At 54.3% G+C, this 20,682-nt stretch carries 20 protein-coding genes and 1 other annotated feature; of the genes, 9 read left to right on the forward strand and 11 right to left on the reverse strand.

Translation table 11 applies throughout. The features are described 5' to 3' along the window. Positions 1-54: 54 nt before the first annotated feature. The 3 genes from htpG to LH23_RS22315 form a co-directional block, all read right to left on the reverse strand. Entirely contained in the window at positions 55-1,929 is a 1,875-nt protein-coding gene (htpG, locus tag LH23_RS22305) for a molecular chaperone HtpG (protein WP_039297098.1), read from the reverse strand. Positions 1,930-2,039: 110 nt separating this feature from the next. Continuing rightward, a complete protein-coding gene (recR, locus tag LH23_RS22310) occupies positions 2,040-2,645 on the reverse strand; it encodes a recombination mediator RecR (protein WP_039295974.1) in 606 nt (201 codons plus the stop codon). Between the two features lie 103 nt (positions 2,646-2,748). Further along, positions 2,749-3,618, reverse strand: a complete 870-nt coding sequence (locus LH23_RS22315; RefSeq protein WP_008460257.1) for a pirin family protein — start codon at positions 3,616-3,618, stop codon at positions 2,749-2,751. A 108-nt stretch (positions 3,619-3,726) separates the two neighbouring features. Between LH23_RS22315 and LH23_RS22320 the strand changes: the two genes are divergently transcribed. Next, positions 3,727-4,632, forward strand: coding sequence for a LysR family transcriptional regulator (locus LH23_RS22320; RefSeq protein ID WP_039295979.1), 906 nt, complete (start codon positions 3,727-3,729; stop codon positions 4,630-4,632). 40 nt (positions 4,633-4,672) lie between these two features. On the opposite strand, the gene LH23_RS22325 is transcribed toward LH23_RS22320, so the two are convergent. From LH23_RS22325 to LH23_RS22340, 4 genes are all read right to left on the reverse strand, one after another. After that, positions 4,673-5,002, reverse strand: coding sequence for a YbaB/EbfC family nucleoid-associated protein (locus LH23_RS22325; RefSeq protein WP_008460260.1), 330 nt, complete (start codon positions 5,000-5,002; stop codon positions 4,673-4,675). An 87-nt stretch (positions 5,003-5,089) separates the two neighbouring features. Continuing rightward, positions 5,090-7,018 carry a DNA polymerase III subunit gamma/tau gene (gene dnaX / locus LH23_RS22330; RefSeq protein ID WP_039295982.1) on the reverse strand — a complete coding sequence of 643 codons (1,929 nt, stop codon included), beginning with the start codon at positions 7,016-7,018 and terminating at the stop codon, positions 5,090-5,092. Further along, positions 5,690-5,754, reverse strand: a sequence feature (DnaX frameshifting element). It overlaps the preceding gene by 65 nt. 109 nt (positions 7,019-7,127) lie before the next feature. After that, positions 7,128-7,679 carry an adenine phosphoribosyltransferase gene (gene apt / locus LH23_RS22335; protein ID WP_008460281.1) on the reverse strand — a complete coding sequence of 184 codons (552 nt, stop codon included), beginning with the start codon at positions 7,677-7,679 and terminating at the stop codon, positions 7,128-7,130. Between the two features lie 151 nt (positions 7,680-7,830). Beyond that, positions 7,831-8,208: a DUF454 family protein gene (locus tag LH23_RS22340; protein ID WP_039295986.1), complete on the reverse strand. Its 378-nt coding sequence runs from the start codon at positions 8,206-8,208 to the stop codon at positions 7,831-7,833. A gap of 35 nt (positions 8,209-8,243) precedes the next feature. On the opposite strand from LH23_RS22340, the gene priC reads away from it, so the two are divergent. After that, positions 8,244-8,780, forward strand: coding sequence for a primosomal replication protein PriC (priC, locus tag LH23_RS22345; protein WP_039295989.1), 537 nt, complete (start codon positions 8,244-8,246; stop codon positions 8,778-8,780). Positions 8,781-8,799: 19 nt separating this feature from the next. Beyond that, positions 8,800-8,958 carry a pleiotropic regulatory protein RsmS gene (rsmS, locus tag LH23_RS23730; protein ID WP_071842760.1) on the forward strand — a complete coding sequence of 53 codons (159 nt, stop codon included), beginning with the start codon at positions 8,800-8,802 and terminating at the stop codon, positions 8,956-8,958. 9 nt (positions 8,959-8,967) lie between these two features. On the opposite strand, the gene mscK is transcribed toward rsmS, so the two are convergent. Together mscK and acrR are read right to left on the reverse strand one after the other, a co-directional pair. Then, positions 8,968-12,342, reverse strand: coding sequence for a mechanosensitive channel MscK (gene mscK, locus LH23_RS22350; RefSeq protein WP_039295992.1), 3,375 nt, complete (start codon positions 12,340-12,342; stop codon positions 8,968-8,970). Between the two features lie 150 nt (positions 12,343-12,492). Continuing rightward, positions 12,493-13,131 (reverse strand): multidrug efflux transporter transcriptional repressor AcrR, encoded by a 639-nt coding sequence (acrR, locus tag LH23_RS22355; RefSeq protein ID WP_039295995.1) that lies wholly within the window; start codon positions 13,129-13,131, stop codon positions 12,493-12,495. A 143-nt stretch (positions 13,132-13,274) separates the two neighbouring features. Here acrR and LH23_RS22360 point away from each other — a divergent pair, with 143 nt between their 5' ends. The 6 genes from LH23_RS22360 to LH23_RS22385 all read left to right on the forward strand — a co-directional run bounded on the left by LH23_RS22360 (position 13,275) and on the right by LH23_RS22385 (position 20,234). Then, positions 13,275-14,474, forward strand: a complete 1,200-nt coding sequence (locus LH23_RS22360) for an efflux RND transporter periplasmic adaptor subunit (protein WP_039295998.1) — start codon at positions 13,275-13,277, stop codon at positions 14,472-14,474. Positions 14,475-14,496: 22 nt separating this feature from the next. Further along, positions 14,497-17,646, forward strand: a complete 3,150-nt coding sequence (gene acrB / locus LH23_RS22365) for a multidrug efflux RND transporter permease subunit AcrB (protein ID WP_039295999.1) — start codon at positions 14,497-14,499, stop codon at positions 17,644-17,646. Between the two features lie 564 nt (positions 17,647-18,210). Then, a complete protein-coding gene (gene tomB, locus LH23_RS22370; protein WP_008460297.1) occupies positions 18,211-18,585 on the forward strand; it encodes an Hha toxicity modulator TomB in 375 nt (124 codons plus the stop codon). Positions 18,586-18,612: 27 nt separating this feature from the next. Continuing rightward, positions 18,613-18,828, forward strand: coding sequence for an HHA domain-containing protein (locus LH23_RS22375; RefSeq protein ID WP_008460299.1), 216 nt, complete (start codon positions 18,613-18,615; stop codon positions 18,826-18,828). Positions 18,829-19,079: 251 nt separating this feature from the next. Continuing rightward, positions 19,080-19,631, forward strand: a complete 552-nt coding sequence (maa, locus tag LH23_RS22380; protein WP_039296002.1) for a maltose O-acetyltransferase — start codon at positions 19,080-19,082, stop codon at positions 19,629-19,631. Between the two features lie 126 nt (positions 19,632-19,757). Beyond that, positions 19,758-20,234 carry a YlaC family protein gene (locus LH23_RS22385; protein WP_039296004.1) on the forward strand — a complete coding sequence of 159 codons (477 nt, stop codon included), beginning with the start codon at positions 19,758-19,760 and terminating at the stop codon, positions 20,232-20,234. Positions 20,235-20,237: 3 nt separating this feature from the next. On the opposite strand, the gene ykgO is transcribed toward LH23_RS22385, so the two are convergent. Together ykgO and LH23_RS22395 are read right to left on the reverse strand one after the other, a co-directional pair. Continuing rightward, complete coding sequence (gene ykgO, locus LH23_RS22390; protein WP_003859006.1) at positions 20,238-20,378, reverse strand: type B 50S ribosomal protein L36; 141 nt, start codon at positions 20,376-20,378, stop codon at positions 20,238-20,240. Between the two features lie 3 nt (positions 20,379-20,381). Next, positions 20,382-20,642 (reverse strand): type B 50S ribosomal protein L31, encoded by a 261-nt coding sequence (locus LH23_RS22395; protein WP_008460319.1) that lies wholly within the window; start codon positions 20,640-20,642, stop codon positions 20,382-20,384. Positions 20,643-20,682 lie beyond the last annotated feature (40 nt).

Genomic DNA, 20,682 nt, shown 5'->3' on the forward strand with positions numbered 1-20,682 from the left:
AGAACCGATCGTCCCCTCCCCGTTTTTAGCGGAGGGAAGCGATCGGTAAAAGGCTTAAGAAACCAGCAGCTGGTTCATGCGGCGGATGAACTGGTTAGGATCTTCCAGCTGACCGCGCTCGGCTAACAGCGCCTGGTCAAGCAGCAGCTCAACCCACTCGCCGAACTGCGCGTCATCCTGCGTATCCGCAGCGCGTTTGACCAGCGCATGCTCCGGGTTAAGCTCGAAGATGTACTTCACTTCCGGCACTTCCTGGCCCGCAGCGGCAAACAGTTTCGCCATCTGGGTGCTCATGTCGTTGCTGTCGGTGGTCACGATCGCCGGGGTATCGGTCAGACGATGAGTCAGACGCACTTCTTTCACGCGCTCGCCCAGCAGGGTTTTCACGCGGTCCACGAACGGCTCCAGCGCCTTCTCGGCTTCTTTCGCTTCTTCGGTCTCTTCGTCCGTCAGCTTATCCAGCGATTCGTCGGTCTTGCTGACTGACTGGAATGCCTTCCCGTCGAATTCGGTCAGGTAACTCATCATCCACTCGTCGATGCGATCGGAAAGCAGCAGAACTTCGATGCCTTTCTTACGCAGCAGTTCCAGATGCGGGCTGCTCTTCGCCGCCGCGTAGCTGTCTGCGGTGATGTAGTAAATCTTCTCCTGACCTTCTTTCATGCGGGAGACATACTCTTCCAGTGACACGGTCTGTGCGGAGGAGTCGTTGTGCGTGGTCGCGAAACGCAGCAGTTTAGCGATAGCTTCCTGGTTCGCGTTATCTTCCGCCGGGCCTTCTTTCAGCACGAGGCCAAAGTTTTTCCAGAAGGTCTGGTATTTCTCGGCATCGTCTTTCGCCAGCTTGTCCAGCATCTGCAGCACACGCTTGGTCAGCGCGCTGCGCAGGTTCTGGGTTACACGGCTGTCCTGCAGGATTTCACGGGAAACGTTCAGCGGCAGATCGTTAGAATCTATCAGGCCACGCACGAAGCGCAGGTAGTTCGGCATGAACTGCTCGGCATCGTCCATAATAAACACGCGCTGTACGTAGAGTTTCAACCCGTGTTTGTGGTCACGGTTCCACATATCCCACGGCGCCTGCGCAGGGATGTACAGCAGGCTGGTGTACTCCTGCTTACCTTCCACGCGGTTGTGGCTCCAGGCGAGCGGGTCGGTAAAGTCGTGGGCGATGTGCTTGTAGAACTCTTTGTATTCGTCATCGCTGACTTCGGACTTGCTGCGGGTCCACAGCGCCTGAGCTTTGTTGATTTTTTCCCAGCTAACGATGGTTTCACCGTCTTTTTCTTCCTGCTGTTCAATCTCAACCGGCAGAGCGATATGGTCGGAATATTTGCTGATGATGGAGCGAACGCGCCAGTCGTCCAGGAACTCATCTTCGCCTTCACGCAGATGCAGCGTGATTTCGGTCCCGCGATCGGCTTTCTCAATGTCGGCCACGGTGTATTCACCCGCGCCTTCAGATTCCCAGAACACGCCCTGCTCCGCGCTGGCGCCGGCGGCGCGAGTGCGAACGGTGACTTTGTCCGCCACGATAAACGCAGAATAGAAGCCTACCCCGAACTGGCCGATAAGCTGGCTGTCTTTCGCCTGGTCAGAGCCCATAGACTCGAGGAAAGCTTTGGTGCCGGATTTTGCAATGGTACCCAGATGATCTATGACTTCATCGCGGGTCATGCCGATGCCGTTATCGGCGATGGTCAGGGTGCGGTTGTCTTTGTTAAAAGAGACACGAACGCGCAGTTCACCGTCACCTTCGTAGAGGTTGGCGTCAGACAGGGCGCGGAAGCGCAGCTTGTCTGCCGCATCGGAGGCGTTGGAGATCAGCTCACGCAGGAAGATTTCTTTGTTTGAATAGAGAGAATGGATCATCAGGTGCAGAAGCTGTTTTACCTCTGACTGAAAACCGCGGGTCTCTTGTCCTTTCATGGTCATTGATACCTCAACAAAATCATACGGGATGAAGAAAACGTTGAGGGGGATATGGTAGCGATTTGTGCCTTTTCAAGCAGGAGGAGGCAAAAACCTCCCCCAACCGATTAAAAATTAATCTTATGACGACCGATCAGCGAGTGTGAGAGCGTGGTGCCGTCCACCATTTCCAGCTCGCCGCCCACCGGCACACCGTGGGCGATACGGCTGGCTTCAACGCCGTACTGCGCACACAGCTCGGCAATGTAGTTTGCCGTCGCCTCGCCTTCCACCGTCGGGTTGGTGGCAAGAATAACTTCTTTCATCGGCTCGCTGGCAAGGCGCTGCTCAAGGCGATCCAGTCCAATGTCGTTCGGGCCAATGCCGTCCAGCGGCGAGAGGTGCCCCATTAAGACAAAGTAGCGGCCTGAGAACTGGCCGGTTTGCTCGATGGCGTGAATATCCGCCGGGCTTTCCACCACGCAAATCTGGCCGTTTTCCTGGCGACGCGGGTTGGAACAAATGGAGCAAACTTCCTGCTCGGTAAAGGTACGGCAATCCGCACAGTGGCCAATCTCGGACATGGCGCGGGTCAGCGCCTGAGCCAGACGCATGCCGCCACTGCGGTCGCGCTGTAACAGGGCAAACGCCATACGCTGGGCGGATTTCGGGCCAACGCCGGGCAGGCAGCGCAGGGATTCCATAAGGGCTGAGAGTAAAGGACTGGTTTGCATCGCTCGGGCTTGTGAGAAAAAAGTGGGCTATAGCCTAACATTAGCCCCTCGGATGGGTATAGGAAAAGATATCCCCCGCACGATGACTCGCCGGGGGAAAAATTTACGCAATGTCTTTGCCGAAACGGCCCTGATTAAAATCATCGATAGCCTGATGAATTTCCTCTTTGGTGTTCATCACAAACGGACCATAACCCACCACCGGCTCATTCAGAGGCTCACCGCTGAGCAGCAGAACCACCGCGTCATTATTGGCTTCAAGGGTCACGCTTTCGCCTTTGGCATCCAGCACCACCAGCTGCGCTTCGCGCGCCACCTCTTCGCCATTGACCAGCACCGTGCCTTTCAGCACCACCAGCGCCGTGTTCCAGCCGTCTTTCACCGCCAACTGCGTGACGCCTTGCGGGTTAAGACGCAAATCCCAAATGCTGATCGGCGAGAAGGTTCTGGCCGGGCCTTTGGTTCCGTCAAACTCACCGGCAATCACGCGAACCTTACCGGCATTGTCCGGCAAATCGACCACCGGAATATCGCCGTCGGTAATCGGCTGATAGCCAGGCGCGGTCATTTTGTCTTTTGCAGGCAGGTTAACCCACAGCTGCACCATTTCCAGACTGCCACCCGCCTCGCTGAACGCCGGAGAATGATATTCCTCGTGCAGGATCCCACTCCCGGCGGTCATCCACTGCACGTCACCCGGGCCAATCACGCCGCCGTTACCCGCGTTATCGCGGTGCGCCACTTCGCCTTTGTAGACGATAGTCACGGTTTCAAAGCCGCGATGCGGGTGCTGATCCACGCCGCGCTGGCCTTTATTGCTCGGCTTAAATTCCGCCGGGCCAGCGTAGTCCAGCAGCAGGAACGGGCTAAGCTGCTCGGCAAATTTTGAGTACGAAAACAGCGAACGAACCGGGAAACCGTCCCCCACCCAGTGGGAAGCTGGTGCGGTATAAACGCCAAGAATTGATTTCATGATTCTCTCCACAAGGGTTGTTTCTGATGGGATAAAGCTTACCCGTCAGACGCTCAGCCCGGTAGAGTGCTAAAATGGATTCAGTGTTCCATTAACAGGACAATAGAAATGCAGGACTTAAACGACCTGTGGTACTTCGTGCAGGTGGTGGACAATGGCGGTTTTTCCCCCACCAGCCGGGTTATCGGCATTCCGAAATCCCGCCTCAGCCGACGCATTGCGCTGCTGGAAGAGCGGCTTGAAACCCGCCTGCTGCAGCGCTCGACGCGTAGCTTTACGGTCACCGAAGCCGGGCAGATCTTCTACCGCCACTGCAAGGCGATGATGATTGAAGCAGAAGCGGCGCAGGAGGCCATCGACACGCTAAAGTCAGAGCCGAGAGGGTTAATCCGTCTCACCTGCCCGATAGCACTGCTGCATGTCCATGTCGGCGAAATGCTGGCGCGCTTTATGCGCCTGTATCCGCAGGTTGTGATTCAGCTTGAGGAAACCAACCGCCGCGTGGACGTACTGAACGAAAACGTTGATTTAGCGATTCGCGTGCGCCCTTTACCGCTGGAAGACAGTGATCTGGTGATGCGCAAGCTGGCCACCCGCAGCATGTGCCTGGTGGCCAGCCCGGAGCTGGTTGCTCGCCTGGGTATGCCTGCGGCACCTACAGATCTCGCCCACTGGCCAAGCCTGGCGCTGGACAGGCCGCAGCAGACTTATCGCTGGTGCCTGTTTGGGCCCGAACAGCAGGAGGTGATTGTTCACCACAAGCCCCGCTTTGTGACGACAGATATGATCGCGCTGCGTACCGCAGCACTGAACGGGATTGGCGTCGTGCAGCTCCCGAAGCTGATGCTTAACGATGCGCTGGCGCAGGGCAAGCTGGTTCACGTCTTGCCAGAATGGCGCGCAAGAATGGAGATCGTGCATGCGGTCTTCCCTTCCCGTCGAGGGCAGTTACCAGCGGTGCGGGCATTGATTGATTTTCTGGCAGAGAGCTATCAGGTGCTGGACGAGGAGTAAGAAAACAGCCTTCTCCCGGGCGGGAGAAGGCGGAAAAGCATCAGAATGGCATTTTGAAGCCCGGTGGCAACTGCATGCCGTTGGAAACCCCAGCCATTTTTTCTTTCTGCGCTTCGCCGATACGACGAGCGGCATCGTTGAAGGCTGCAGCAACCAGGTCTTCAACCATCTCTTTGTCATCTTCCATCAGGCTTGGGTCGATTTCGACACGGCGGCAGTTGTGCGCCCCGTTGATGGTCACTTTCACCAGGCCCGCGCCGGACTCGCCGGTGACTTCCATGTTGGCGATTTCTTCCTGAGCCTGGGCCATTTTTTCCTGCATCTGCTGGGCCTGCTTCATCAGGTTACCCAGACCGCCTTTTCCAAACATAATCTTCTCTCTTTCATCGGGCCAGCCCTCGCAGAATGCGAGAGTGGCTATCAGGGTTTCACACTATGCCGCGTCAAACGAGGCATATCAAACAGGGCGAATACTATCTTCATCCAGCTCTGCATCAAAGAACCTTTGCAGAGTCTGAATATTGCTGTCGTTACTCATCGCCTCGCGCGCCTGCGCCAGCTTCTCTTCGTAGATAGCCTGACGCCACTCCAGCGGCGTGCGGCGAGCCAGATTCTCATCTTCAATAATAGTCAGTTCTATCGCTTCGCCATGGTGCGAACTCAGGGCATCTGAGAGCGTTTTTTGCGCCGATGGCGAATTCAAATGCCGCTGGCCAGGACGCAAATGCAGGCAAACCCGGTTGCCGTCCACCTCTTTCCAGGCGTTAAGCGCCAGCTGCTGCACCAGCTTTGGCAGCACCAGCTGATTGATTTCCGCCGCCCATTCGTCCCGCTCGATAGCCTCTTCGGCCAGCTTCTGCGAAAGCTCAGGCGTTTTTTCATGCTCAAGCGCTTTTTTCAGCGCCTTGGGCGTAGCGACCGGCTCAGGGGCAACTTCTATCGGGTTTTGTGCCTTCCAGCGATAGGCTTCTGGCTTCGCTGGTTTTTCCAGCGCCGTCGGCGCAGGGCGCGCCTGAACGCGTTCGGTCACCGAAGCCAAACGTTCCAGCGCGGAGCTTTTTGCCGGCCGCGCTAGTCGTTGCGCTGCCGGCTCATTCTTTTTTGCTTTATCAGCCTCCTGCTGGCGCATCAGTTGGCTGCGCGCCTGGAGGATCTGGCTGGTGGCATCCGGCAGCGGAGGGGCATCCCTGTCTGGCGGCGGCGCCGCCTGCTGCTGTCTTGCCGCTGGCTGATGCGACACCGGATTCACTACCGGAATGCTTGCCGCCTGGCGCGGTACTTCCGGCTCAGGCAGCGGCTTGCGCGGATGGAAAGCCAGCGCGCGCAGCAGCGTCATTTCTACGCCCATGCGGCGATCCGGCGCCCAAGGCAGCTCTTTGCGGCCAATCAGCAATGTCTGGTAATAAAGCTGCACGTCGGCAGGTGGAACAACACGGGCAAGCTCGCGCATACGCTGTTCAATGGCCGCCATATCGCTGCCAAGAGCAGACGGAGAAAGCTGAACCATGGCCACGCGGTGCAGCAACGCGGACATTTCTACCAGCAGCGCTTCCCACTCCACGCCGCGCGCGGCAGCGTCGTTCAGCAACGCCATTACGCGCTGCCCGTCAGCCTGGACGACAGCTTCAATCAGCGACAGCGCCTGGTCATCATCAAGGGTGCCGAGCATGGCACTGACGGCGGCAGTGGTAACCTGCCCGTCGCCGCTGGCAATCGCCTGGTCGGTGAGGCTCAGTGCATCACGCAGGCTGCCGTCCGCCGCACGGGCTAACAGCTGCAGCGCACGGGGTTCGCTCACGACCTTCTCTTCACCGAGAATGTGCTCCAGCTGATGGCGGATCTGTTCGACGTCCAGCGCTTTCAGGTGGAATTGCAGACAGCGGGAAAGAATGGTCACCGGCAGCTTTTGCGGATCGGTAGTGGCCAGCAGGAATTTTACGTGCGGAGGCGGCTCTTCCAGCGTCTTAAGCAGCGCGTTAAAGCTGTGGCGCGAGAGCATGTGCACTTCGTCAATAAGGTAGACTTTAAAGCGGCCACGCGCGGGGGCGTACTGCACGTTATCCAGCAGATCGCGGGTGTCTTCTACTTTGGTGCGCGAGGCGGCGTCTATCTCAATCAGGTCGACAAAGCGGCCCTGTTCTATTTCACGGCAGTTATCGCAGACGCCACAAGGGGTCGCGGTAATACCGGCTTCACAATTCAACCCTTTCGCCAGCAGACGGGCGATTGAGGTTTTCCCCACCCCACGAGTGCCGGAAAAAAGATACGCATGATGGATGCGGCCCAGCGACAAACCATTAGCCAGCGCGGTCAGTACGTGTTGCTGGCCGACAACATCAGCAAAAGTTTGGGGACGCCATTTGCGGGCTAAGACCTGGTAGCTCATCTGGAGTTAGGCTCTGGTTCGCGGGAAAGGTGAATCGAGGGGGTAATGCTAACATAAGCCCCGCCCGATGGGCGAGCGAGGCTTGTCACTGTATGGCAATACGGTGAACTTAGTGACCTGGGAAAGGCACCAGGCAGAAGCTTTTCACGCCCATGTTTTCCAGACGCTGCTCGCCGCCGAGGTCAAACAGGTTGATAACGAAAGCAGCGTCGGTCACTTCCCCGCCGAGGCGACGAATCAGTTTTACGGTCGCTTCAATGGTGCCGCCGGTGGCCAGCAGATCGTCCACCACCAGCACTTTATCGCCTGGTTTGATGGCATCTACGTGGATTTCAAGGCTGTCGGTGCCGTATTCCAGTTCGTAGCTTTCGGCGATGGTTTCGCGCGGCAGCTTACGAGGCTTACGCACAGGAATGAACCCCACGCCCAGCTCCAGCGCAACTGGAGCACCAAACAGGAAGCCACGCGCTTCAGTACCGACCACTTTGGTGATACCGGCGTCTTTAAAACGAGAAACTAACAGCGCAATGCTGGTGGCATATGCTTTCGGATCTTCCAGCAAGCTGGTCACGTCACGGAACAGAATTCCTGGTTTTGGGTAATCAGGAACGCTTTTAATGCTGTTTTTGAGATATTCAAGCTGCTGCGCAGTCGCGGTCATCGGTTTATGCCTGCTAAAAACATGATACTAAACAGAGTACCTGTGGGTTCAAATGTGAACCACTGGTTAACGGTTAACCAGCTGTACCCGTGCTCGAAAACGCTCGAATTTACTGGCTGGGCGCGACAATTGCAACAGCTTCTGCTGCGGTTTATCGCTTTTGTTGTGCTTCATCAACCACCGGAATGCGCCACATAAATGCAAGCAGCGCACAAAGTATCACCAACAGCAAAATTCTAACCCACACTATCTTCACCAGCCATAGCGAAAGCGCGAAGGTAACGAGAATAAACAAAATAGCTTTTGGCTTAGAACCGCGGGGCATTGCGCGGTGCGTTTGCCAGTGCCGCAGATAGCTACCAAACCACGAACGGTATAGCAGCCAGTGGTGAAAACGCGGCGACGAACGGGCAAAACACCACGCGGCCAGCAGCAAAAATGGCGTGGTCGGCAACAGCGGTAATATCACGCCCAGCGTCGCAAGCACTACCGCCAGCCAGCCGATGATGAGTAGAATAAGACGCTTCATGCTGTAACCTCTGACAATCCCTGGAGAGCTATTCTGTGAAAACCGCTTCGCTGTTACAAGCCCTGGAAACCCGGGTCGCCGAGCTGGCCGCCGCCGTTGAGCCGGTCGCCCTGCTTCGGGCAAGCCAGGCGCGCTTCGACCGCAAGCTGTTCCATACCCACAGCACGCAGCTGAAAGACTACCTCCAGGAAGCTCAGGCTAATCTCGCCCAGCTTCAGCTCAGCGTCAGCCATGGTAAAACGGACCAGGTGGCGTTTATCGCCGAAAAGCTGGTGGCGCAGATTGCCGCGCTGCAGCGGGAATTAGCCACCGCGCATTTACGTAAAAGTGAACCGCAGCAAAAGGTGCAGGAAAATCTGTACGAAAAACTGGCCACCCATCAGGATTACGAACGCAGGCTGCTGGCGATGGTGAGCGATAGAGAAAGTCAGCTTACCCTGCAAGCCACGCTTGCTGGCCAGCAAAAGCTTCAGCGAGAACTGGCCGCGCTGGAAGGCCGCCTGCAGCGCTGCCGCCAGGCGCTGGCCCGTATAGAAAAAGCCATTGAAAGACGCGAGCGCGGACTAAGTTAACCCCCAATAAGGAGCAAGAATGTCGCTGGATAACGCCCCGGACGAGGTCAAACTGGCCGTCGATTTAATCATGCTGCTGGAGCAGCACCAGATCCCAACGGACACCGCCCTCGCGGCGCTGGAGATCGTTCGGGAAGATTTTCTCCGTAAGCAGCGGGAAGAAAAAGCTTCCCGCTGATTTTCACGCTTAGAGAGACGGCGGCAGCAGACCGCCGTTTTTGCCCAAATCTCGCTTCACTTCCGTCAGTTCATCGCCCTTTTCATTGTGCAGATGCACTTCAAGCTGGTTGAAGGCGATGTTGATATTGTTTTCACGGCACAGTCTGTCAATGGCGCGGTTCAGCTCATCCACAGTGATGCTACGGTCGCGCAGTTCACGAACATACAGGCGCAGTTCATGGTCAAGCGTGCTGGCACCAAATGTCGTGAAATACACCGCCGGTTCCGGGTCGTGCATCACCCGTGGGTGTTCCATCGCGGCTTTCAGCAGGATCTCTTTCACTTTATCGAGATCGGAGCCATACGCCACGCCGAGCTTGATCACTACGCGGGTGATCGTGTCGGTCAGAGACCAGTTGATCAGTCGTTCGGTCACAAACGCCTTGTTCGGGATGATCACTTCTTTACGGTCAAAGTCGGTGATTGTCGTCGCACGGATACGGATCTTGCTGACGCTGCCTGAGAACGTCCCGATGGTGACGGTATCGCCGATGCGCACCGGGCGTTCGAACAGAATGATCAGGCCGGAAACGAAGTTACCGAAGATTTCCTGCAAACCAAAGCCCAGGCCCACCGACAACGCCGCCGCCAGCCACTGCAGTTTGTCCCACGACACGCCCAGCGAGCCAAACACCGTCATAGCTCCAATCACAATAATGGCGTAGTTGAGGATGGTCGTAATGGCGTAAGAGGCACCCTGGCGCATTTTCAGCCGCGACAGAACCAGCACTTCCAGCAGGCCCGGCAAGTTTCGAATCAGCGCCCAGGCGACCATCGTCGCCACTATCGCGAACAAGATGCTGCCCATCGTAACGTTTTTCATCACCGTGGCGCCGGCTTCGCTGCCGGTGTAGTGCCACAGCACGATGCTGTCGAGATAGGCAAAGACGGTAATTAAATCCGACCAGATGGCGTAGAACACCACGCCGAACAGGGCGAACATCAGCAGCATGGTTAAACGCATGGTCTGCTGGTTGATCTGATCCAGCGCCAGCGGCGGCTCTTCGACCGGCTCTGCGCCCTCCGCCCCCTCTTTAACCATATTCTGGCGGCGAGCCAGCGCGCGGCGGTAAGCAATACGGCGTGCCGCAACGCTCAGGCCACGGATCACCGTCTGGTGAATCAGGTTCCAGATAATTACCAGATAAACTGTGTCTATCCAGCGGTTAGCAAGGCGCAGCGTAGTATAGAAATAGCCGGTCGCGGTCAGCACCAGCAGCGCGACCGGGACAATAGAGAGCACGGTGATGGTCAATAGACGCATCGGATGAGATTCTTTGTCCCGCCAGTTGTCGCGGCACATCGGGATAACCAGCGCGGTGATCAGCAGCAGGTTAAGGAAGATCATAAACTGCCCGAGCACATCGTCCATCAGGTTCAGCGGTGACAGCTCACCGACAACCGACCAGAACAGCAGTGGCAACAAGGCAAAGCTGATACGTACAATCTGACGGCGATAATGGCGGGTCAGGTGCTCCGGCATGTTAAACCAGGTCACGGCCAGCCCGCGGCTGCTTAGAATGCGCCAGGCCATGCCAAACACCAGCCAGAACAGCGCCAGTTCTTTGGCAAACGCCCACAGTAGTCCGCTGATGTTGAGCTGCATAAACAGCAGTACCAGTCCCACAGAGAGAATGGCCATCGTCAGCGGCAGCACTTTCAGGAAGTTAAGCAAAATCGCTTTCGGGGTGTTGAGCTGGGTGTCCGTCCGCAACTGCCCGACTTCCGACGCCAGCTTAGCCAACTGCTTGTCGATCCACTTGTAGCGCCAGCGAAGCAGCCCAGCTAGCAGCATCAACGGCAGCGCGGTGAACAGCGACATAAACAGCCCGTCCAGCACTTTATTCCAACTGATATCCAGCTTCATGCCTTTGATTTGGTCATGCAGCGCGCGTGGGAAGGATTTGATCCACTCCCAGTTCATCGGCTTGTTACTGTTCACCCAAAAGATTTGCTGGGTCAGCATTTTCTGCAGGCTGGTGCTGACGCTCATCAGCTGCTGTTGGTTAATTTGCAGGTTAATCGCCATCATCAGCTGATTACCCAACTGCTTGTTGAGCTGATCCAGCAGCTCGCGGCGCATGTCCACGACCTGCATCAGCGCATCATGAACTTCGTCGTTAACCTCGTTTTTATGCCCTTCGACAATCTTGTCGACGTAGCTGTCACTTTGGAACAGCGCATCGCGCTGCTGGTTGATGTCAAACTGCTCCAGGCGCAGGTCAGCAATGCGGTTGGTGAGGTCTTCCAGATCGTCGGCAGACGGCAGCGTTTGCTGCTGCTGATAAAGAATGCGCGACAGCAAAAGGCTGCCCTTCAGTACCGAGATTTGCTCTTTCAGATTACGCTCGGACTGCAACGCGCGATCCAGCCAGTTTTTGACGCGGATATTCCGCTGAACCAGCTCATTCCCGCTTTGAGTGGCGTTGATCAGCCTCTGGCTGAGCTGGTGGTTCACATCCAGCTCCTGGCGCACCAGTGGGTTATTCTGCACCGCGCTGGCGTCAGCGTCGTCCGGCGTAACGGCTTCCTGAGCGGTCTTTTCCGTCAGCGTTAAGCGTTTGCTGTTCACCGCTTCCTGCAGCAGCTGAAGCGTATGCTCAAGCTGCCCGATATTGGCGTTGGTGTAATCACGCTGTTTTTGCAGCGCATCTTGCAAGACGGTGTTGCCTTCCAGACTTTTCCGCTGCTGCTCAATTTGGGTATTCAACAGCGCCTGCTGCACCAGCAGCAAGTTTTGTTGGCTTGGACGTAAAGCGGCTTCCCCTGGCGTGGTGCCGTTCAGCCGGTTACGCACCTGCAGAAGCTGCTGGGAGGCACTGTACATAGCGTTCTGCACGCGCTCGGGTTGCGTTTGCAGAGAAACCAACTGACTGTTCAGGGTTGATAAATCGTTGTTGGCCGACTGCAGTTGATCCAGCACGCTGGTCAGCCGGGTTTCTAACTGGCGAAGGGAAAGCGAGCCGAGCGTTTTACGCGTCGCTTCGTCATCGGCAGGCGTACTCAGCGAATTCAACGCGTCAGTCGCCTGCTTCAGTTTGTCCGGGGCCTGGGCAACCGTGGTTTTAAGCTGCGCCGTCTCCTGCTTCACGCGGTCGAGTTTGTCCAGCATCTCAAGCGTTTCGGTGAGATCTTTCTGGGTAAGCTTATCGTCAGGGGTCAGCGTTTTTTGCTTGTTCAGCGTGTCCAGCTGCGACTGCACCTCCGCTCTGGTCGGCAGATCGCCATTACTTTGCGCCGCCTGAGCCGCGGAAAAAGGCAGCAGGATGGAAACAAACAAAAACAGGAAAAAAATGAATGCGGAACGGGAAGTCCGCGACAGAGCGTTGTGCTGCGTAGTCATGGTTGAGTCATTACGGTGCTGCGCATGTGGGTGCCAGCTAAAAGTAAAAGGCCACGGAAGATGCGCAGAATAGCACGGCTTCAGGGCGCAGAATAGCAATCGCCCTCGGAGGAATCTCAAATCATTTTCAGGGTGAAAGTAAGCCGAAAATTACGCCGGTTTGTTCAGCGTTGGGCTCAGTTGGAACATTTCCAGCAGAACGGCGATAAAGTCTGGCGCTTTAGCATGGAGATCAAAGGTTTCCGGCGCAACCAGCCAGTTTTCAATCAGCCCGGTAATGTAGCTGCGCATCAGCGTGACGGCAAGGGAAAGACGCAGACCCGCAGGCAATTTCCCGGCGTCGATGCAGCGTTGCAAAGCGGCCTCAATGCGTTCGTTGCCTTCCATATATAGCGTGCGCCTGGCCTGCTGCAAAACTTCAAGCTCACCGACAAACTCACACTTGTGGAAAATGATTTCCGTCATTAAGCGTCGGCGCTCTTCTGTCACCGTTGCCTGTAGGATATAAATGAGTAATTCTCTTATCACAGACAGTGGATCGTCTGGATATTTTGCCCGATACTCAATCTCTAAGTCACCAATACTGGATTCGGTTAGCTCCCAGATCTCACTAAACAATTCCGACTTATTTTTGAAATGCCAGTAAATCGCACCACGTGTTACCCCGGCCGCCTGCGCGATATCCGCGAGCGAAGTCGCAGAGACGCCCTGCTGTGAAAACAGGCGAATCGCAACGTCGAGGATGTGCTGGCGGGTTTCAAGCGCCTGAGCTTTGGTTTTTCGTGCCATAAGTGGGTGAATTTACTTTAGTCAGATTTACATACATTTGTGAACGTATGTACCATAGCACGACGATAATATAAACGCAGCAATGGGTTTGTGGACATTTGATCCATTGAACAACTTTGAAATCGGACACTCGAGGTTTACATATGAACAAAAACAGAGGGTTTACGCCTCTGGCGGCCGTTCTGATGCTCTCAGGCAGCTTAGCGCTTACAGGATGTAACGAGAAAGAGACCCAGCAGAGTGCGCCGCACGCCCCGGAAGTGGGTGTAGTGACTCTGAAAAGCGCGCCATTACAGATTACTACTGAGCTTCCAGGACGCACCAACGCCTTCCGCATCGCAGAAGTTCGTCCTCAGGTTAGCGGCATTATTCTGAAGCGTAACTTTACCGAAGGGAGCGACATTCAGGCCGGTGTTTCGCTGTATCAGATCGATCCTGCAACCTATCAGGCTGCGTACGACAGCGCAAAGGGCGACCTGGCAAAGGCCCAGTCCAGCGCTAATCTCGCACAGCTGACCGTTAAACGTTATCAGAAACTGCTGGGTACCAAGTACATCAGCCAGTCTGACTACGATACTGCGGCAGCAACCGCGCAGCAGGCAAACGCTGACGTCGTCGCTGCAAAAGCTGCGGTTGAAACTGCACGTATCAACCTGGCGTACACCAAAGTAACTTCGCCTATTAGCGGCCGCATCGGGAAATCCGCGGTCACCGAAGGTGCGCTGGTTACCAGCGGGCAAACCACCGCCCTCGCCACTGTTCAGCAGCTTGACCCTATCTACGTGGATGTGACCCAGTCCAGCGATGATTTCCTGCGTCTTAAGCAGGAGCTGGCCGACGGCAAACTGAAACAGGAAAACGGCAAAGCCAAAGTCCAACTGATGATGAACAACGGTGTTGCCTACCCTCAGGAAGGCTCACTGGAATTCTCTGAAGTGACCGTTGACCAGACCACCGGGTCTATCACCCTGCGCGCTATCTTCCCTAACCCGGACAAAACCCTGCTGCCAGGGATGTTTGTTCGCGCCAAGCTGGAAGAAGGCGTTAACCCAAATGCCATCCTGGTTCCGCAGCAGGGGGTCACTCGTACTCCACGCGGCGATGCCTCCGCGATGGTCGTAGGGAAGGATGACAAAGTTGAAGTTCGCCAGCTGCAAACCAGCCAGGCGATCGGCGACAAATGGCTGGTTACCGATGGGTTACAAACAGGCGATCGCGTGATTGTTACCGGCCTACAGAAAGTAAAACCGGGTGTTCAGGTAAAAGCGCAGGAAGTTGCGGAAGACAATAAAGGCCAACAGCAACCCGCCGCAGGCGCGCAGTCAGAACAACCGAAGTCTTAACTCAAACAGGAGCCGTTAAGACATGTCTAAGTTTTTTATCGATCGCCCCATCTTTGCCTGGGTAATCGCCATCATTATTATGTTGGCGGGTGCGCTTGCGATCATGAAATTGCCTATCGCGCAGTATCCAACGATCGCGCCACCGGCAATTCAGATCTCGGCCAACTACCCGGGTGCAGATGCGAAAACGGTACAGGATTCAGTAACCCAGGTTATCGAACAGAATATGAACGGTATCGATGGCCTGTTATACATGTCCTCTACCAGTGATTCCTCTGGTACCGTTCAAATCACCATTACCTTCGATTCCGGCACCGATGCCGATATCGCACAGGTTCAGGTGCAGAACAAACTTCAGTTGGCCATGCCGCTGCTGCCGCAGGAAGTACAGCAGCAAGGGGTTAGCGTCGAGAAGTCCTCAAGCAGCTTCCTGATGGTGCTCGGTATGATCAGCACCGATGGTTCTATGAACCAGCAGGATATTGCGGACTACGTTGGCGCCACCATTAAAGACCCGGTCAGCCGTACTCACGGCGTAGGTGACGTTCAGCTGTTTGGTGCTCAGTACGCGATGCGTATCTGGATGGATCCGAACAAACTGAACAACTACCAGTTGACGCCGGTGGATGTGATCAACGCTATCAAGGCACAAAACGCCCAGGTAGCCGCAGGCCAGCTCGGTGGGACACCGCCGGTCAAAGGCCAGCAGTTGAACGCCTCCATCATTGCGCAAACCCGTCTGAAATCAGCAGAAGAGTTCAGCAAAATCCTGATGAAAGTGAATCAGGATGGCTCTCGCGTTCTGCTTAAAGACGTGGCAAAAGTTGAGCTGGGCGGCGAAAGCTATGACGTTATCGCTCGCTATAACGGCCAGCCTGCTGCCGGTCTGGGTGTTAAACTGGCCACCGGTGCTAACGCCCTGGATACCGCCGAAGCGGTACGCGCCACGGTAGAAAAACTTCAGCCTTACTTCCCGGCGGGCCTGAAGGTTGTGTATCCGTACGACACCACGCCGTTCGTTAAAATCTCCATTAACGAAGTGGTGAAAACGCTGGTCGAAGCTATCGTGCTGGTGTTCCTGGTAATGTATCTGTTCCTGCAGAACTTCCGGGCAACGCTGATTCCAACCATTGCGGTACCGGTGGTACTGCTGGGCACGTTCGCTATCCTTGCCGCCTTTGGCTACTCGATAAACACCCTGACGATGTTCGGCATGGTGCTGGCGATAGGCCTGTTGGTGGATGACGCCATCGTTGTGGTTGAGAACGTCGAGCGCGTGATGGTGGAAGATGGACTGCCACCGAAGGAAGCCACGCGCAAATCCATGGGTCAGATTCAGGGCGCGCTGGTCGGTATCGCGATGGTACTGTCTGCGGTATTCGTCCCAATGGCGTTCTTCGGCGGTTCTACCGGTGCCATCTACCGTCAGTTCTCGATTACTATCGTTTCGGCGATGGTGCTGTCAGTACTGGTCGCGATGATCCTGACTCCCGCTCTCTGTGCAACCATGCTTAAGCCAATTCCGAAAGGTCATCACGATGACAAGAAAGGGTTCTTCGGCTGGTTCAACAGAATGTTCGACAAGAGCACGCACCACTACACCGACAGCGTCGGTAACATTCTGCGTAGCACCGGTCGTTACCTGCTGCTGTATCTGATGATTGTGGTTGGCATGGCGGTTCTGTTTGTTCGTCTGCCAAGCTCGTTCCTGCCGGATGAGGACCAGGGCGTTCTGTTAGCCATGGCGCAGCTGCCAGCGGGGGCAACCCAGGAACGTACGCAGAAAGTGCTGGATGAAGTCACGGATTACTTCCTGACGAAAGAGAAAGCCAACGTTAACTCCGTGTTTACCGTTAACGGCTTCGGCTTCTCCGGTCGTGGTCAGAACACCGGCCTGGCGTTCGTTTCGCTGAAAGACTGGAGTGAACGTTCAGGGGAAGAGAACAAGGTTCCGGCCATTGCTGGCCGCGCCATGGGTACCTTCTCGCAGATTAAAGATGCAATGGTGTTTGCCTTTAACCTGCCGGCGATTGTCGAGCTGGGTACCGCAACCGGCTTTGACTTCCAGCTGATTGACCAGGCAAACCTTGGCCACGAGCAGCTCACACAGGCTCGTAACCAGCTGTTCGGCATGATTGCCCAGCACCCTGACCTACTGGTTGGCGTACGTCCGAACGGTCTGGAAGATACACCGCAGTTCAAAATCGATATCGATCAGGAAAAAGCACAGGCGCTGGGGGTGTCCATTAGCGATATCAATACCACGCTGGGGGCAGCCTGGGGCGGGAGCTACGTCAATGACTTCATCGACCGTGGCCGCGTGAAGAAAGTGTACGTCATGGCCGAAGCGCCATACCGTATGCTGCCAAGCGATATCGGCAACTGGTACGTGCGTGGTTCTTCCGGCCAGATGGTACCGTTCTCCGCGTTCTCTACCTCACGCTGGGAATACGGTTCGCCACGTCTGGAACGTTACAATGGCTTGCCGTCCATGGAAATTCTTGGCCAGGCAGCACCGGGTAAAAGTACCGGTGAGGCAATGGACATGATGGAACAGCTTGCATCGAAACTGCCAACCGGCATTGGCTTTGACTGGACGGGCATGTCCTACCAGGAACGTCTGTCCGGTAACCAGGCCCCTGCCCTGTACGCCATCTCGCTGATTGTGGTGTTCCTGTGTCTGGCGGCGTTGTATGAGAGCTGGTCAATTCCGTTCTCGGTCATGCTGGTTGTTCCGCTTGGCGTATTCGGTGCCCTGCTGGCCGCAACAATGCGCGGCCTCACCAACGACGTTTACTTCCAGGTTGGCCTGCTAACAACCATTGGCCTGTCGGCGAAGAACGCGATACTTATCGTTGAATTCGCCAAAGATCTGATGGAGAAAGAAGGCAAAGGCCTGATTGAAGCAACGCTGGAAGCCGTGCGTATGCGTCTGCGTCCGATTCTGATGACTTCTCTGGCATTTATCCTCGGGGTAATGCCGCTGGTTATCAGTACCGGTGCGGGCAGTGGCGCGCAAAACGCCGTAGGTACCGGTGTAATGGGCGGCATGGTGACCGCGACCGTGCTGGCTATCTTCTTCGTTCCGGTGTTCTTCGTGGTGGTACGCCGCCGCTTCAGCCGCAAGAGTGAAGATATTGAACATGCGCATGCGGTAGAGCATCACCAGTAAGCCGTTCAATCACATAACAAAAGGCCGCGTAATGCGGCCTTTTTTATAAATACAGAAACCGGTTTCAGCATTGTTATTTTGGATTTCTTATTTCCACATTCACTTCTCTCTCCCGCATTATCTTCAACATAAATGCCACCTCATTTCGGAGAAAATAACGCTTAAATGCTCGTTAATCCATGATTAACGAAACAACAAAAACCGAAGTGTTACATTTATTTGGGAATATTCTTACAAATTAACGCCTGGTTTTTAGCCGGATACAGAATAGTCTTATAGATTGATTAACCAGCTGAAAGTTATAAATATTACCCATTATGGGTTAATGTATCCCTGAGAATTTAAGTTAAAATTCATACGAAAGTTTTAATTCACATTTAGTAACGTATTCTCTTTTTTTAACTTAATTGTAATTTTTCGTTAGAGCCGCATGAAATCCAGGCAATATTGATTTATAGTTACAGCACATGTAATAATCGTGGCAACAGTTCTTCACCTCATCAGGTGTGTCCACCCCAACCCGTTGTGTTTATCATTTGGTTTACCGATAAAAGGGGCAGCACTATGGACGAATACTCACCAAAGCGGCACGACATCGCGCAGCTTAAGTTCCTCTGTGAGAGTCTGTATCACGATTGTCTGACCAATCTTGGTGAGAGCAATCATGGGTGGGTTAATGATCCTACATCGGCCATTAATCTACAGTTGAATGAATTGATTGAGCACATTGCTGCATCGGCGCTTAATTATAAGATTAAGTATCCAGATGAGAGCAAATTGATTGAACAGATTGATGAATACCTGGACGATACTTTCATGTTATTTAGCAATTACGGCATTAACGCACAGGACTTGCAGCGGTGGCGTAAATCAGGGAATCGCTTGTTCAGATGTTTCATCAGTGAGAGTCGCGCTAACCCAGTAAGCCACTCGTTCTAAAAATATTAAAATACTTAAGGCGAATTTATGACTACCAAGCTCACTAAGACCGATTATTTGATGCGCCTGCGGCGTTGTCAGACAATTGATACGCTGGAACGCGTAATAGAAAAAAATAAATATGAATTATCAGATAATGAACTGGCGGTATTTTATTCAGCAGCCGACCACCGTCTTGCAGAACTGACGATGAATAAACTGTATGATAAAATCCCACCTTCAGTGTGGAAATTTATTCGTTAATAGTTGTCTTATTAAATAATATTTAAAATCACATTTTATCTCCTGTTATTGTCTGGTTTGTCTCAGTCGATGTTGCACAGGTTTGGATTAACAGCCGTTAACCAGCCAGCGAAATACCGCAAGCACTCCTCAACGCTAACCTTGCCGCGCCGCACTCTGCGACGTGAGGTTCATCACGCTCAGGGAACGATACCCACTCTTTTCTTTCGAAATTCAGGTAGCCTTGCAGGCCACTGAAGAGGGAACCCGTGATGAGTGAAGAAAAGCGTAAAATGATTGCCGGAGAGCTATACCGGCCTGGAGACGAAACCCTGCAGCGAGAAAGCCACAAAGCGCGTCAGCTGCTGCATCGCTACAACCAAAGCTCGCCGGACGAGCAGGCATACCGCGATGAGATCCTCTCCGAGCTGCTTGGCCAGAGCGAAGGGGCTTACATCGAACCCACTTTCCGCTGCGACTACGGCTACAACATCTACCTGGGTAAAAACTTCTACGCCAATTTCGAATGCGTCATGCTGGACCCTTGCCCTATTCGCATTGGTGACAACTGTATGCTGGCGCCCGGCGTTCATATTTATACCGCAACCCATCCCCTTGATGCCGAAACAAGAAATAGCGGCGTCGAACTGGGCAAGCCGGTGACAATTGGCAATAACGTCTGGATTGGTGGACGCGCGGTTATTAATCCGGGCGTCACCATTGGCGATAATGTCGTGGTAGGCTCAGGTTCTGTCGTCACCAAAGACATTCCGGCCAACTGCGTTGTCGCGGGTAATCCAGCCCGTATTATTAAGATGCTTTAAGACGGGCAGACCAGTTAACTGTTATGGTTATTTTTGGCTTATCTGTTACTTTTTTGCCTGGCCTGTGGTTCTTAAAATAGTCTGGTCATGCGTACAACCGATAACAGAGAACTTAGAAGGCACACCATGTCAGAAATTCAGCGCCTGCTTACCAATACCATCGAACATCTGAATGAAACTGAAAAGCGCGATAATCGCCCGCGCTTCAGTATCAGTTTTATCCGCAAGCATCCCGGATTGTTTATCGGCATGTATATCGGCTGGTTTGCCACAATGTGGGTAATGCTGGAATCAGAAACCCTGGCGGACTCAGTATGGCTGCTGGTCGTGCTGTTCGCGCTGATGAACGCGTTTTTCTTCTTTGACGTCAACCCTCGCTACCGCTACAGCGATATTGACGTGCTCGATCTGCGCGTTTGCTATAACGGCGAGTGGTACAACACCCGCAATGTACCCACGGCGCTAATCGATGAAATTCTCAGTTCTCCTGGCGTGGATGAAGAGCAAAAATCGTTGTTACACAAAATGCTCAGCCGAAAAGGGGAACTGTCGTTTTATGACGTTTTTTCACTCACCCGCCAGCAGCCTGCGGGTGAGCGATAACCACTAGCGACGTTTTTTACGTCCCTGCACCGCTTTAAAGCGCGGATTAGATTTGCAAATCACATACAGCCGCCCCTTACGCTTCACAATCTGGCAGTCGGGGTGGCGCTGTTTTGCACTGCGAAGTGAATTCAATACCTGCATCTCTTAAGACTCCTTCCCGCCAAAGAACTTGCCGAAACGCTGCTGGAAGCGCGCCGGGCCGCCTTCATTGACGAAGACTTTCTGTTTGCCGGTGTAATGAGGATGCGAAGCAGAAGAAACTTCGATCGTCACGTAGGGGTAAGTCACCCCATCCAGCTCAATCTCGCGGTCGGTTTTGATCGTCGAGCCCACTTTAAAATATTCATTTACGCTGGTGTCGTGAAACACCACGGTCCGGTAAAACGGATGGATATCGCGCTGCATAAAAATTATCCCGATATGTTATAACGTAACAATAAAATAA

Source organism: Cedecea neteri, from assembly GCF_000758305.1.
GTDB classification, from domain to species: domain Bacteria; phylum Pseudomonadota; class Gammaproteobacteria; order Enterobacterales; family Enterobacteriaceae; genus Cedecea; species Cedecea neteri_C.

What these genes read in the sequence shown, in the direction of transcription:
- htpG (WP_039297098.1), bottom strand. Translation starts at nt 1,929, where the DNA reads ATGAAAGGACAAGAGACCCGCGGTTTTCAGTCAGAGGTAAAACAGCTT.
- recR (WP_039295974.1), bottom strand. Translation starts at nt 2,645, where the DNA reads ATGCAAACCAGTCCTTTACTCTCAGCCCTTATGGAATCCCTGCGCTGC.
- LH23_RS22315 (WP_008460257.1), bottom strand. Translation starts at nt 3,618, where the DNA reads ATGAAATCAATTCTTGGCGTTTATACCGCACCAGCTTCCCACTGGGTG.
- LH23_RS22320 (WP_039295979.1), top strand. Translation starts at nt 3,727, where the DNA reads ATGCAGGACTTAAACGACCTGTGGTACTTCGTGCAGGTGGTGGACAAT.
- LH23_RS22325 (WP_008460260.1), bottom strand. Translation starts at nt 5,002, where the DNA reads ATGTTTGGAAAAGGCGGTCTGGGTAACCTGATGAAGCAGGCCCAGCAG.
- dnaX (WP_039295982.1), bottom strand. Translation starts at nt 7,018, where the DNA reads ATGAGCTACCAGGTCTTAGCCCGCAAATGGCGTCCCCAAACTTTTGCT.
- apt (WP_008460281.1), bottom strand. Translation starts at nt 7,679, where the DNA reads ATGACCGCGACTGCGCAGCAGCTTGAATATCTCAAAAACAGCATTAAA.
- LH23_RS22340 (WP_039295986.1), bottom strand. Translation starts at nt 8,208, where the DNA reads ATGAAGCGTCTTATTCTACTCATCATCGGCTGGCTGGCGGTAGTGCTT.
- rsmS (WP_071842760.1), top strand. Translation starts at nt 8,800, where the DNA reads ATGTCGCTGGATAACGCCCCGGACGAGGTCAAACTGGCCGTCGATTTA.
- mscK (WP_039295992.1), bottom strand. Translation starts at nt 12,342, where the DNA reads ATGACTACGCAGCACAACGCTCTGTCGCGGACTTCCCGTTCCGCATTC.
- acrR (WP_039295995.1), bottom strand. Translation starts at nt 13,131, where the DNA reads ATGGCACGAAAAACCAAAGCTCAGGCGCTTGAAACCCGCCAGCACATC.
- LH23_RS22360 (WP_039295998.1), top strand. Translation starts at nt 13,275, where the DNA reads ATGAACAAAAACAGAGGGTTTACGCCTCTGGCGGCCGTTCTGATGCTC.
- acrB (WP_039295999.1), top strand. Translation starts at nt 14,497, where the DNA reads ATGTCTAAGTTTTTTATCGATCGCCCCATCTTTGCCTGGGTAATCGCC.
- tomB (WP_008460297.1), top strand. Translation starts at nt 18,211, where the DNA reads ATGGACGAATACTCACCAAAGCGGCACGACATCGCGCAGCTTAAGTTC.
- LH23_RS22375 (WP_008460299.1), top strand. Translation starts at nt 18,613, where the DNA reads ATGACTACCAAGCTCACTAAGACCGATTATTTGATGCGCCTGCGGCGT.
- maa (WP_039296002.1), top strand. Translation starts at nt 19,080, where the DNA reads ATGAGTGAAGAAAAGCGTAAAATGATTGCCGGAGAGCTATACCGGCCT.
- LH23_RS22385 (WP_039296004.1), top strand. Translation starts at nt 19,758, where the DNA reads ATGTCAGAAATTCAGCGCCTGCTTACCAATACCATCGAACATCTGAAT.
- ykgO (WP_003859006.1), bottom strand. Translation starts at nt 20,378, where the DNA reads ATGCAGGTATTGAATTCACTTCGCAGTGCAAAACAGCGCCACCCCGAC.
- LH23_RS22395 (WP_008460319.1), bottom strand. Translation starts at nt 20,642, where the DNA reads ATGCAGCGCGATATCCATCCGTTTTACCGGACCGTGGTGTTTCACGAC.